Here is a 13,067-nt window from a genome sequence, read left to right on the forward strand (position 1 = left end):
TCATCCCCTCCCCGGCACGACGGCGAAGTCTCTGGCCTCGACCCGAATGCCGTCCCGGTCGTACGGCACATCGTTATAGTTCACGACAATCCGCTTGCCGTTCGCATACTCGGTCTCAGCGACGCCCTTCGCCAAGGCGCGGTGGCCGACGATGAACTGATCCTGCACATCGCCCAACGCCTCGTTGAAGCGGCTATACTGCTTCGCGATCTCCTCCGCCCAGTCTTTGTAGTAGGTGCTGTAAAAAGCGTACAGCGAGCGGGTCCCGATCAGATCCTCCGACGGCGCATACGTGAGCATGAAGGCCGGGATCGAGCCGTACTCGATATGTTTGAGCAGATACGACCCGTAGTTATCTGCCACATTCGCATACCAGGAGGAATAGGTCACCAGTCCGTGCAGCGCAATCTGCGCGAACGGAACGGTCTCATCGACGAACAGATCGAAGGAATTCTCATACGGCAAGCCGTTCACGTGGTCAACGTACTTCCAGGTATAATCGTTGCCGTTGGTCACATCCGCCGTTCCGATCAGCTCCTTCGTCTTCGCGAACAGATTCTCCTGGATGCGGCGCGATTCCTCGCGGGTCGCGGCATACCGCGCATTGAAGTCGCTGTTCACCCATTCGCCCACGGCCCCGCCGTAGGACATGCCGTCCACCCCGACCTGCTTCGCCTTCTCCAGATCGGCGATCAGGGTCTTCTCCAGGAAGCGCGGGCTAACCAACGTTTGGCTGGCACCGTTCCGCTCTGTGAACTTGATGACGACGGAGCCGAGATCCTGCAGCCCGTCCCGGCTGCTGCGAAAGCCGTCGCGCCCGTTGTTATTGTACGTGTAGGAAGCGGCGTCCAGCATGAGTCGATGCCCCTTCGCATGGGCGAATTCCGCCAGATGGCGCATGCCGTCCATGCCGCCCAGGCGCGAATCGACCGGGAAGCGGCCGCCGTATTCACTGAAGCCGCCCCGCTGCCATCCTTGATACGTAATCGACATTCTTTTCACGCCGACAGAGGTCAACTCGTTCACGATCTCCTCCGCCTGCGCCGTCGTCGTCAACGGCTCATACGTATCCCACAGGAAGCCTTTGCGGGAATCGGCGCCCAGCACATTCACCTGCAGCCGGATGTTATGATCCTCCGCCTTAAGCGGCTGCATCCCGTTCTCCTCCATCAAGTAACGGCGGTAGCGCTCCGCCATGCCGACGTAATCCGGCTTCGCCCCGTCCAGGAAATAATAGCGGACCGATCGGTCGCCTGTCGTGCGATCCTTGCTGAACGTCTGGAAGCCGTTCAGCTTCCGCTTGTCGGTCGGCTGGAAGAAGCGCTGCCGGTACGTGAATTCCGCCGTCGCCCAGTTGTACTGGTTCATCGACTTGGACGGCGCCGCCAGCACATTGCCGTATTCCGCCCCGTCCTGGAGCACGGCCAGCAGCGACTGCTCCCCCGACTTGATGCCGAACACCGGCATGCGGATCGGCTGGCGGGTCGAGAAGGAATTGTTGTTGTTGCTGAAGGCCAGATCCTCCCCATAGGCGCGTTCGAAATAGAAATTGTTGTTCGGCGGGCGATCCTTCTGGAACTGGACCAGCGTCCCCGGCCCATCCGGAATGAGCAGATAGCCGTTCTCCCGCTCCGAGGTGTAGGCGCCGAGGAACGGATACAGCCGGAGTCCGGTCATGCGGGCGTCATTGTCTTTTTTCTTCTTGTTATCCGCTTCGAATTGCTTCATCTCTTCGGCCGTCTTGCCGTCCTTGAAGCCTTCCTCCAGCACTCTCGTCTCGACGAAGTCATCCTTGAGCGCGACCTGAACCGGAACGACGAATCCAATCTTCGGCATCGAGAAGGTAAGGCGGAAGCCGTCATCTGTCAGTTGGAACTGCTCGATGACGCCCTTTTGGTCGATGACGTTCGTCTCCTTGACCTGGTCCTTGCGGACGTTGAATTCGACATAGCGGATAAATACCGGGGACTGCATATGCTTCTTCCACATGTCGGTGTTCTCTTTGTCATTCCATCCCTCCGCATCGGGGAACGACCGCCACACGCTGCCGTTCCGCTTATCCTTCACGATGAAATGGCCGGTGTCCCGGTGGACCAGCAGCTGCAGCTTGTCGTTCTCCGCCGCCGGAATGAACTGGCTGTCGGCCGGGTAGAGGCTCGCATAGCTGTTCTTGAGCTCCGCCTTCGCTGCCGGTTCCTTAGCTGCTGCGGATTTCGTTGCTGCAGTTTTTGTTGCTGTTGCTTGGGCTGCGCTGTTGTCTCCAGCGCCCGCTGCTTCGGCCCCGGTTCCGTCCGGCGCGGCTGGCGGCGCCGCGTCTGCCCCGGGTTGGCTATCCGGGTTGTGACCGCTATTGGAGGCCCCTGCGGCTGAACTGCCGCTCTCTTCCGCAGCCCCCTCGCCGGCGGGGGCCGCATTCCCGGAAGCCGGCGGCTCCGGCTTGTTCTCGGCCCTGCCCTGATAAGAGACGAGGACGAAGCTGGTCAGCGTCACGAGAAGGGCGATGGCGAATATTCGTCGTGTTCTGTATGCTCTGCTTAACGGCTGCTTCACATCGACACCTCCTGATAGATCGTATAGATGAAGTTCTGCAGCTCCGATGACAGACCGATCATGATGGAAATGAGCACCCAAGCGATGAGCATGGCGAAGGCTGTCAGCGACACATTGGCGAACGTCTCGCCTACGCCGTAATTCTGCAGCGATTGAATCTTCCAATAGAAGAGCAGCCCGCACCAGATGAACATGCCCATCTCGAAGAAGCTGTAGATCGACTGCTCGCTGTGGGTCATGATGTTCGACAGCGCGGCGAGGGGAAGCCCGAGCAGTACAATCGGGAACAAGGCGTACGCGCTGCCGACGAACACGTCCTTGAAGCGGGCCTCGCCCTGGCGGATGCTGCCGATCAAATAATTGCAGATGACCCAGGTCAGCCACGTGACCGCAAATACGAGCAGGAAGGTGTTGCTGCGCTCATTGCTCGGCACCGGCATGAACACGAAGCTCGTGAAATACTCCTTCGTCAGCAAGACGCCCGCCACGAGGGCCAAAATGATGCCGGCGCTGACATAGCTGCCCTTCTGCGCATAGCGCAAATCGCTGAAGCCGTCGATCGGATGCCGCAGGATAATGAAGGCTTGCTTCAGCTGCTGTACCAGCGGCTTGCGCAGCCAGGAGGCGCTGCTGCCCGGCTTCTCCCTGAGCCGGAGCCGCCGCTTCTTCTTGCGGCTGCCTGCGATCAGCAGCAGCACAACGAAGACGAACAGCCCGTTCGCCACATAGGCGAAATTGTGCTGGAACCATTGCAGGCGGAGCTGCCAGAACGTGTCGGAATACCCGGGCGCGTCTCCGGCCAGCTTGAACAGCCGCAGGGCCTGCTCATAATCCTCGCGGTGATAAGCGGCTTGCGCCAGTCCGCGATAGGCCGGCGAGTACAGAGCGTTCAGCCGCAGCACTTCCTGCCAATGCGATTCGCTCTCCTCATATTTGCCCTCCTGGGACAGCGCCGTCGCCTGCTGGAGCAGCATGCCGAATTCGGTCGGCTCCAGCACGTGAATCAGATTTTGCGAATCGTCCAGGATGTAGAGCGCATTGCGGGAATTGGTCGCGACGGAGACCGGACTCTGGCTGATGCCGAGCTGCGGCGTGCCGAACGTGACCGGCCCGGTCCAGAAAAACTGCATGTCGCCGCTCGGGTTGTATTGGGTAACGGCATTGGACAGCTTGTCAATGGCGACCAGATTGCCGTTCAGATCGACCGTAATATCGGTCAAGCCCGACTTCTGCTCTTCCCCGTTCTGCGCAGCCGCCTGGTTGACGGCGCGGTTGCGGAATCTCGCTTCCAGCCCGAATTTCTTGTCCTTCCACTGGTTCTCGCCGCGGATGTTCAGCTTCTTCACCTGTTCCTTGTCCGTGGCGGACACCGTATAGATGAAGCCTTGCTCGTCAATATGAATGTTGCGGATCGTCGACGGAAGCGTCCGGACCTGACGGCTTAATTGCTCTTCGGTGTAGAACATTTTGCGCACCAGATCCATCAAGGACACTTCGGTCAGGTTCGTGCCGTAGAAGCCATAGAAGTTGCCGTCCGGGTCGAGCTGGATGACCCCCTGATAGCTTCCGTTCGAGATGACGTACATGAAGCCCCGGCTGTCGACGACCAGATTGGTCGGTTCATAGTGGAAGGAGTCGTCAATGAATCGCGACTTCGGCCGTTCGTACTTCGCCAGCACCGCACCGTTCGCGTCCAGCTTGACGATGCGCTTGCTGCCGGTATCCGCGATGTAGATGGTTCCGTCCTTGGCGACGAACACGCCCTGCGGCGACTTCAAGCCCTCGGGGCGCAGCTCGCGGATGAATTCGCCGTCGCGATCGAGATGGACAATCCGGTTGTTGTCCGTGTCCGCGATATAGATCTCATCCTTGGCGTCAATGAACAGATCCTGAGGCCGCTTCAGCGGTGAATATTCCAGGACAGTCTCTCCCTTGGCCGTCTTCTCGATATACATGTTGTTGCCGATGACGGTAGCCGGATAATAAGCGGCCTGGCTTGGTATGGTGCGGTTATACCCGTCCTTGCTGAACGTGACGTAGGGCGGTTGCGCTGCGGCCGTGTAAGGAAATAAGACGGCAGCCGCCAGCGTCAGTGCGATGCCCAGCAGTTGCAGCCGTAATGTCTTCCCTCTCTTGTTCATCGTATGACCTCCGTAATAACCCTACTTGATACCCGAATGCGCCATCGTCTGGATCACTTTGCGCTGCGACAGCAGGAAGATAATCAGGTTAGGAATAAACATGATGAGAGATGCCGCGGCGGCCACGCCTTGTCTGGCTACGCTGTTCGCCAGATTGGACGTCAGCGACTCCACATAGAACGGCAGCGTCTTCATCGCGTCATTCTGTATGAACAGGGCGGATGTCTCGGCATTGCCCCACGCGGTCTGGAAGGACAAGATCGTAATGGTGGCCATCGCCGGCGACACTATCGGAATCATGATGCGCGTGAAAATTCTCCACTCTGAAGCCCCGTCCAGCTTGGCTGCCTCCATCAGCTCATTCGGCACTTGATCCATGAATTGCTTCATCAGGAACACGCCGACCGGAAGCGCGAGGATGGGCAGCACATGCCCCCAGTACGTATTCATAATGCCAAGGTACTTCACGACGATATAGCGCGGAATGCCCATCGTCTCGACGGCGATCATAATCGACAGCAGTATCGTCCCGAACACCAGCTTCCGCCCCGGGAACGGGTGCTTCGATAGCGGGTACGCGCACAGGGCGCCGAGCACGACCATGCCCACGGTCGACAAGACGGTTACGATGACGCTGTTCAGAATGAACCGGGTCACCGGCAGGAACGTATCCTGCGACGCATTGAGCAGATCGATGAAGTTCTGCATCGTCGCCTGCTTCACGAAGAAGGTCGGCGGGAACAGGAACAGCTCATGCAGCGGCTTGAAGGCATGATTGAAAATAAATACAAGCGGCAGCAGCATAAATACCGCGAGCACCGACAGCAGAATAAGCAGGGCGATCTGCGTCCCGTCCAGGTTGCGGAAGTCGCTGCGGTACAGCGACCATGTACGCGATATCGCGCTTCTCATGCGCCGGAACAAGGTCATGCTACTCATCCTCCTTCGGCCCAAGCAGCATCCATAGGAACCGGCTGAGCAGTATCGTGACAATCAGGAGCGCGATCGATATCGCGCTCGCATATCCAAGTTCCAGGCGGGTGAACCCGAAGTCTTCGATATGGTTCATGAAGAGCTGCCCGGAGTAATCCGGCGTCGGGTTCATGCCCGACAGCTGCGTGCCGATCCCGCCGGCCTTCAGCGTGCCGACAATGGCCATAACCGCGGCGAACAGCATCTGCGGCTTCATCATCGGAATCGTGATATACCAGATCTCCTGCAGGCGGCTGCGGATTCCGTCGATGCGGGCCGCCTCGTACAACGTTCGGTCCACATTCAGAATCCCCGCCAGGATGGCCAGGAAGCCAAGCCCCATACTCGACCAAATGGATACAATTATCATGATGATCATCAAGTAATCCTTGTCGATCGTGAACAGAACCGGCTGGTTGATCAGCCCCCATTTCAACAGAAAGCTGTTGATGTAGCCGGTCCGGTCGCCCGTGAACATGACCTGCCAGACGACGACCATCGCGATGCCCCCGGTCAGGGACGGAGCATACATCGCCAGCGCGTACCAGACGCGAATCATCGCCGGAAGCTGGGCGATCAGCCAGGCCAGGACGAACGCCAGGACATAGCCGATTGGGCCGACGAACAGCGCGAACTGAAATGAGTTCGGGATGACGTGCTTCAGAAAAATAACGTCCTGCGAAAATAAATTTTGGTAGTTCATCCACCCGGCCCACTTCGGGAACTCAATCGAGTTGAAATAGGTAAAGCTGAGCCCGATGCCCGTCAGGACCGGAACGATGATGAACAAGGTAAATACGATGAGAAACGGCGCAATGAATAGATAGGAAAGACGGTATCTCCACATTTCCTTGCGCAGGTGGCGCAGCTTGCGCCCGAATCGGCTCCCCATCCGCGGACGAGTGGCGGCAAGCGGCTGCGGAATGGCCGGCTGTGCTTCATTCGACAAGTTGATCGACCCCTTTCCACGGTTGTTGGATGACCGGCAGATCAAGCGTCTTCCGAACCTCGCCGTTCGGTCCGATAATATCGAATTCCTGCTGCTTTCTTCTCAGCTCGCGCTTGATCTCCTTAATGGCCTTTTCCAGCGAGATGCGCGAATTCTCCGCGTCGACCACGGTCCGGTTCCAGGCGAAGCCGATCTCGCGATCCGTCATATAACCGCCCGGCACCTGAGGGACCTCCTTCGTCCATGCCCACTGCTGCAGGATGATGCCGAGATCGTCCGGCTTCCACGGCATCTGGGCGAAGGCCTGCACATTGGCCGTGTTCCAGCGGAACGTCTCCCCGTGATACTGCTCCAGATTGAGACCGAACTCGGTCTGCATCTCGGTCGACGTATACCATTGCAGGAACTCCCATGCCTGCTGCTGCTTCTCCGGAGTGGAGCTCTTGAACAGCATGGCGTTCGACGGGTTCGATCCGCCGGACCATCTCACGATGCGGCCATCCGGCTGCTTCGTGCCCGGAATCGGCGCGATCGCCCAATCATTAGCGATCTCCGGAGCCGCGACCAGCAGCTGCATGTACATGTTGAAATCGGAGATCCCGATCGGGATGTCGCCTCGCCTGAACTGGTTGTAGAAGCTCTGCACGACCCGCTCCAGCCCCTGCACATTGTAGAAATCGGTCCACATTTTATAAGCCTTGAACGCTTCCGGCGTATCGAGGCCGGTCGTCAATCCGGTCTGCGCATACATCTCGACCCCGTTCTGGAACAGGATCGGGGTATAGTCCACCGGATCCATATAGAAGTTGTATTGATTCTGCAGCAGCGTCGGCAGCATCTGATACACGTCATCCCAAGTGTCAGGCACGCCCAATCCCAGCTGCTGCAAAATATCCTTGCGGTAGAACAGCACCTTGAAGCTGACGGTCTCCGGCACGCCGTAGTAACCGCCGTCATAATACAGCGGCTGCAGCATGCCCGGACTGTAACGGGAGAAGAAGTCATCCGCTCCCGGAAGCTCGCTCAGATTCAAGGCCGCATTCCGCAGCGCCATATCGAACGGCACGTTCGACGGGACGCCCAGGGCGACATCAGGCATCATGCCCGACGCATTGGCCAGCGTCAGCATCTGCGCATTCTGAATCAGGTTGATATGCACCTTGATTCCGGTCTCCGGGGTAAAACGGTCATTGACCAGATGCTGGAGCTCATCGACATAATCCCGGCCCCAGATCATCCACACATTCAGCACACTGTCGTCCTTATCGCTGAATCCGGTCCGGTCCTCGAACGAGTAGGCGAGTGACTGGAACATGCCTCCGGCCTTCTCCCAGAAGTTCGAGGTCATGCGCGGCAGCTCCGCGTCGAGCGGCGCCAGATAGATCTGGTCGAGCTGCAGCGGACTGTTCATCAGCGTCGCGCGGTTCGACTCAAGCGATTCCTGCACCGAGGCAATCCGTTCCTGGGAATAAGGAATTTGATTCGGCTTCTTCAAAATGCTTTTGATGTCTTCGGCCCCGTTCTTCAGCATTTGCGCCACATCGTCGGTACGCGGGTTAATCTGCTTCATATCGGTCTGGAGCTGAACGAACTGCTCCCGAATTCGCTCCAGCCGATCGGTCAGGCCCGGAATATCCTTCTCTACATTCCACACCCGGTATTTGTCTTCGCGGTTACCGGTCACCATCCGGAGCTCCAGCAATATCGCGCGCAGCTCGCGCGAGATATGATCCATGCGGATGATGATGGACATGTACGGCGCATACGTCGCCTCCATCGTGAGCGTGTGCTGTCCCTTCGTGAGATAAAAAGCGTAAGGCTCCCCGTCCGCCTCCGACAGCGTGACGCCTTGCCAGCCGGAATCATACGGGAACTGCACCTGCTCCATCTCGCGGAACGGAAGCTTGCCGTCAATCGTGATCGTGCGGAAGACGGACATATTTTTGACCGTATTCTGGTTGGCGCGCAGAGCCAGCTTGTAGAGGCCATCCTGCGGCACATCGAGAGTCCAGGTGACCGCCTGCCCGCCTTTCGTCCAGCGGGCTCCGCCAAGCGTGTTGTACACGATAGCATTCATTGACGCGGGGTGGGAAAAAGGATCGCGGTCATACACATTCTGAATCGAGGTGGAATTTTTGGCGCTGTACTGCTCGGCTTCCATCGTCAGCACGGCCCCGTCCCGCGCCGCGGCGGCCGGATATTGCGCCTTCACCTCGTCATACGTCGGCGTCGCGTCCGGCGGCAGCAGCGTGAACTGGCGGAATGCGACGGGCTGCTGCTGCATTTCCAGCCGAATCTTGTTCTTCCCCTGCTTCAAATGCCATAGCAACGGTGTCGAATAGGCTCCGTTCGATTCCGTCACCATTTTCTCCTTCCAGCCCTTGAGCTCTTCCACTTGAGCCCGAATCTGGTTGCCCTGATCGTCGAAGCGGGGCGGCTGGATGTCGCGGTACTCGCGCTCGAACACGATTGAACGCGCCTCGTTGAACGGATAATCGCCATTGATGCGTGCCGATAGCATCACCGGCTGACGGCCGCCTCCTTCAGCTCCGGGCAGCGGATAATATTCCGCCTTGATCTGATAGAGGCCGGCTTGGCTCACTTCCACCTCATATTCAAGCCAACCGCGCTGATTGGACCAGATCAACGCATCGCTCTCGCCTTCATAGGGACCTGTGCGGATTCCGGCATCCTCCGAGGCGGCCGCATACCGCGAAGCAGGGATGACGAGCATCTCCGTTCCGGCCGGAACGCCTTCCTGCTGCCATTGCCCGAGAACTTCCTGGTAATACGGCTCAATTCGGTTCTCCTCCGACTCGCCGAAGAGCGATTGCGATCCGGCCGGCTTCGCGGAAGCTTCTGCCCCGTACACGGCTCCGGCTCCGTTATCCGAAGGGAGCAGGCCGTACCCAAGCCCGGCAGCGATCAGAATGGCAATAGCGATGGCAAGCCAGACGCAAGCCGACAGCCCGCGATATTTACGTTTCTCCATGCTTCATCACCCCTCAATCCGTAAGGAGCATTTCCGTATCTTTATTGAAAAAAAGCGCCTTTTCCATATTGATCGCAGCCGACACTTGCGTCCCCTCGTCACAGTGCAGCCCTTCACTGGCCCGAATGACTAGCGGGCGCTCCTGCTTGATGTCGACATGGTAATACCGGTCCGAGCCGACGAACTCATTGAACTGGAGCGTCCCCGTCACGATGGAATGCGGTGAAGCCTCCAACCGGTGGGCTTCGAAGCTGATATGCTCCGGGCGGATTCCCATGATGACAGTCCGATCGACCAGCCGCTGCCTTCTGATAGCGCTTTCATGTTGTGGGGCAAGGCGGATAATGAACCTGCGCGTATGGAACTCCAAATGCCCGTCATGGTGATGCAGCCGCCCTTCGATGAAGTTCATCGGCGGGTTGCCAATGAAGTTGGCGACGAACATGTTGACCGGACGGTTGTAGATCATCTCGGGCGTATCGACCTGCTGCACCACGCCCCTGTTCATGACGACGACCCGATCTCCCATCGTCATCGCCTCAATCTGATCATGAGTAACGTAGATGGTCGTCACTTCGATCTTTTTGTGAAGGCTGATGATTTCGGAACGCATCTGCACGCGCAGCTTCGCATCGAGGTTGGACAACGGTTCGTCCATCAGGAACACCTGCGGCGTCCGGACAATCGCGCGGCCGAGCGCCACGCGTTGGCGCTGGCCCCCGGACAGCTCCCGCGGCTTGCGCTCCAGGAAATTCTCGATCTCGAGCACCCGAGCCGCCCGCTTCACCGCCAGATCAATCTCATGCTTCGGCTGCTTGCGGAGGCGCAGGCCGAAGGCGATATTTTCATAGACGCTCATATTGGGATACAGGGCATAGTTCTGAAACACCATCGAGATGTCCCTGTTCTTCGGAGGTATGTCGTTGACAATCGTATCGCCGATGTAAATATCGCCTTCCGACACGTCCTCCAATCCCGCCAGCATGCGAAGTGTCGTCGACTTCCCGCACCCGGACGGCCCGACCAGCACGATGAACTCCGTATCGTCGACACTCAGGTTGAAATCGCTTACAGCAATCTCTTTGTACTTGCCGTACCGTTTGTACACATGGTTAAACAATATATTGGCCATGATGATCCCTCCCGGTTTAACGTCATCTTACAGGGAAACCTGTTAATTTGGTGTTAAGAAACATGAAAACGGTTATTTTTTTGAAGAATGGGCAGGGGCGTGATGGTTCCTGGATAAAAACACCGGGAGCGCACGCGGGAAGCAGAAATGTAAAAGAGGGGGGTCGTGGGCCCGGGCATGCTGGCGGGATCGCGGAGGACCCGGGAGGCAAGAATGAAAAAGGAGAGGGGGTGGCGGCATACTGGCGGGAACGCGAGATAAACATGAGAAGAATGGCGGGACAAGAGGAAAATGTGAGTTGGAAAAGCGCCGAATGAGCCCGAGGAACACAAAATTCCTGCATGCCTGCAGCTTTTTGCCACGATCCACGGGGGGAAACGGGAAAATCTGCAAAAATCAGGCTGTTGGAAAACCCCTGTTTTTACGATGGGGTGGAGATGTCCAGTTACACAATCAAAACTTGGCACTCTTCTCAACGGCCTTATTTTACGGAACCAAGAGACCGCGTCGGATCCTGGGGGCATCATCGCCTTCAGGAGGCATCGTTGCCTCCTGCGGCTTGAACATGTGGAGGGAATTGCTGCTATTTTACAGTAATTTCGGCTCAATGAATCAACATCCCGGTCAAGTCCAAATTTATGTGTAAATTCCTCAATGAGATTGCCAGAGCAAAAAGATGCCTAAGCTGCAGGCTTGTTTAGCTTCTTCCTCCACTCATGGTACTCTTTCATCTCGATATACTTTTTCCCAGCAGACCACTTTTCGTCCTGCTCAATCAACAAGGCTCCAAAAAGACGAAGGACAGAGGCTCGGTTGGGAAAAATGCGAATGACGCGTTCTCGCCGCCGCAACTCGCCATTTAGACGTTCTACGGCATTTGTGGTGCGCGTACGTATCCGACAGGCAGCCGGAAGTGCCAAGATCGCTGTCGCATCGTCAAAGCCCTCTTCCAAGACCCTCATGGCTTTTGGAGCTTTATTTTCAAATGCTTCTTGTGTCCGCTTCAGCAGTGTACGGGCACTGGTCTCGTCCGCAGCTTCGTAGATGGCCCTTATATGGGCCTTCAATTCATCACGGCATGATTTAGGAGCAGCGTCCAGAATATTACGCATAAAGTGGGTTTGACACCGTTGCCAGGTTACACCTTGGAAATGTTGCCGAATCGCACTTACCAAACCACCGTGATGGTCACTTGTAATGACATCAACACCGTGCAACCCGCGACTTTTGAGGTGCGTAAAGAAAGCCCCCCACGTTGCTGCTGACTCGGTATCATCTACGGTAAGTCCAAGCAGTTCCCGATAGCCCTCCGAATTAATCCCTGTGGCAATCATCACGCCACGTGAGCGCACACGGCCGTCTTCCCGGACTTTAACGTACAGGGCGTCGACAATAAGAAAAGGGTAGGCCTTGTCCAGTTTTCGGTTATTCCACTCTTCTACGAGGGGATCCAGCTGTTTGCAGAGCTCACTAACTGTTGATTTGGAGAACTCTGTCCCGCACAGTTCTTCTGTGATATTGCTTACTTTTCGTGTTGACACACCATTGAGTACCATCTCCATCATGGCTAAGACAAGGGCCTGCTCGCTTCGTTGGTAACGAGCAAAGAGTTCCGTAGAGAACTGACCGTTGCGGAAACGCGGTACTTGCAGGGTTAATTGACCCACCCGTGTTGTCAGCCGATGAGGGTATGTTCCATTACGGTAACCTGCACGCTCTTCTGAGCGCTCGTAGTGTCCTGCCTTCAACTGTTCCGTTGCCTGCGCCTGCAAAACTTGATTCAAGATAGATTCTAATAAGGTCGCTATCCCCTCATCTCTTGATTCGGATAAAAACAGTTGATGCAAAAGTTGTGAATCTAGGGTAATCTGGTATTGAGTCATAGCTAGATCCTCCTTTGGAATGTTGTCTCGACAACCTCATTCTATACGAGGATCCTTGCTATGGCTCTACTTTTTTGCCATTTTCTTTTTACACAATTATATGGACTTAGCTAACATCCCGAGGAATTGCTGCAAATCTACATCATTTTAGGCCCTTTTGCTTCAAGCCGAAGCGAAACGGGTGAAATTCCTGCATTTTTGCAGGATTCCCATTCTGGTAAAGTCGTCCATATCGAATTGCTGTATTTACGCAGGATTTCGCTTACCGAATAGGCGTGTCTGGAGAAATCGTGCAGTTTTGCGGATTTCGCCTACCGGATAGACGTGTCTTTCGCCTACCGGATAGACGTGTCTAGGGAAATGGTGCAGTTTTCAGGCCGTTGGAAAACCCCTGTTTTTACGAAGGGGTGGAGATTATCCATTTTCCTGCTCAAAACTCGGCACCCAT

At 56.6% G+C, this 13,067-nt stretch carries 8 protein-coding genes; 1 reads left to right on the plus strand and 7 read right to left on the minus strand.

Annotation, left to right across the window (positions count from 1 at the left end):
* Genes NNL35_RS26405 through NNL35_RS26430 form a run of 6 tightly spaced genes read right to left on the minus strand, consistent with a single transcriptional unit; the run spans position 1 to position 10,736 of the window.
* The gene (locus NNL35_RS26405; RefSeq protein ID WP_254553871.1) at positions 1-2,550 is read right to left on the minus strand and encodes a DUF5696 domain-containing protein; all 2,550 of its coding nucleotides are present in this window, start codon (positions 2,548-2,550) and stop codon (positions 1-3) included.
* The gene (locus NNL35_RS26410) at positions 2,547-4,691 is read right to left on the minus strand and encodes a YIP1 family protein (protein ID WP_254553872.1); all 2,145 of its coding nucleotides are present in this window, start codon (positions 4,689-4,691) and stop codon (positions 2,547-2,549) included. The genes NNL35_RS26405 and NNL35_RS26410 overlap by 4 nt, the downstream gene beginning before the upstream one ends.
* A 21-nt stretch (positions 4,692-4,712) precedes the next feature.
* Positions 4,713-5,621, minus strand: a complete 909-nt coding sequence (locus NNL35_RS26415) for a carbohydrate ABC transporter permease (protein WP_254553873.1) — start codon at positions 5,619-5,621, stop codon at positions 4,713-4,715.
* Position 5,622: 1 nt separating this feature from the next.
* Positions 5,623-6,612 carry a carbohydrate ABC transporter permease gene (locus NNL35_RS26420; RefSeq protein ID WP_254553874.1) on the minus strand — a complete coding sequence of 330 codons (990 nt, stop codon included), beginning with the start codon at positions 6,610-6,612 and terminating at the stop codon, positions 5,623-5,625.
* A complete protein-coding gene (locus tag NNL35_RS26425; RefSeq protein ID WP_006675149.1) occupies positions 6,602-9,604 on the minus strand; it encodes an extracellular solute-binding protein in 3,003 nt (1,000 codons plus the stop codon). The genes NNL35_RS26420 and NNL35_RS26425 overlap by 11 nt, the downstream gene beginning before the upstream one ends.
* A 13-nt stretch (positions 9,605-9,617) precedes the next feature.
* Positions 9,618-10,736, minus strand: a complete 1,119-nt coding sequence (locus NNL35_RS26430; protein WP_006675148.1) for an ABC transporter ATP-binding protein — start codon at positions 10,734-10,736, stop codon at positions 9,618-9,620.
* Positions 10,737-10,798: 62 nt separating this feature from the next.
* Here NNL35_RS26430 and NNL35_RS26435 point away from each other — a divergent pair, with 62 nt between their 5' ends.
* Positions 10,799-11,053, plus strand: a complete 255-nt coding sequence (locus NNL35_RS26435; RefSeq protein WP_006675147.1) for a hypothetical protein — start codon at positions 10,799-10,801, stop codon at positions 11,051-11,053.
* A 363-nt stretch (positions 11,054-11,416) separates the two neighbouring features.
* Here the strand turns inward: NNL35_RS26435 and NNL35_RS26440 are convergent, their stop codons facing one another.
* Complete coding sequence (locus tag NNL35_RS26440) at positions 11,417-12,619, minus strand: IS256 family transposase (protein WP_254553875.1); 1,203 nt, start codon at positions 12,617-12,619, stop codon at positions 11,417-11,419.
* Between the last annotated feature and the right edge of the window lie 448 nt (positions 12,620-13,067).

Origin of the sequence: Paenibacillus dendritiformis (assembly GCF_945605565.1) — a bacterium.
Taxonomy (GTDB): domain Bacteria; phylum Bacillota; class Bacilli; order Paenibacillales; family Paenibacillaceae; genus Paenibacillus_B; species Paenibacillus_B dendritiformis_A.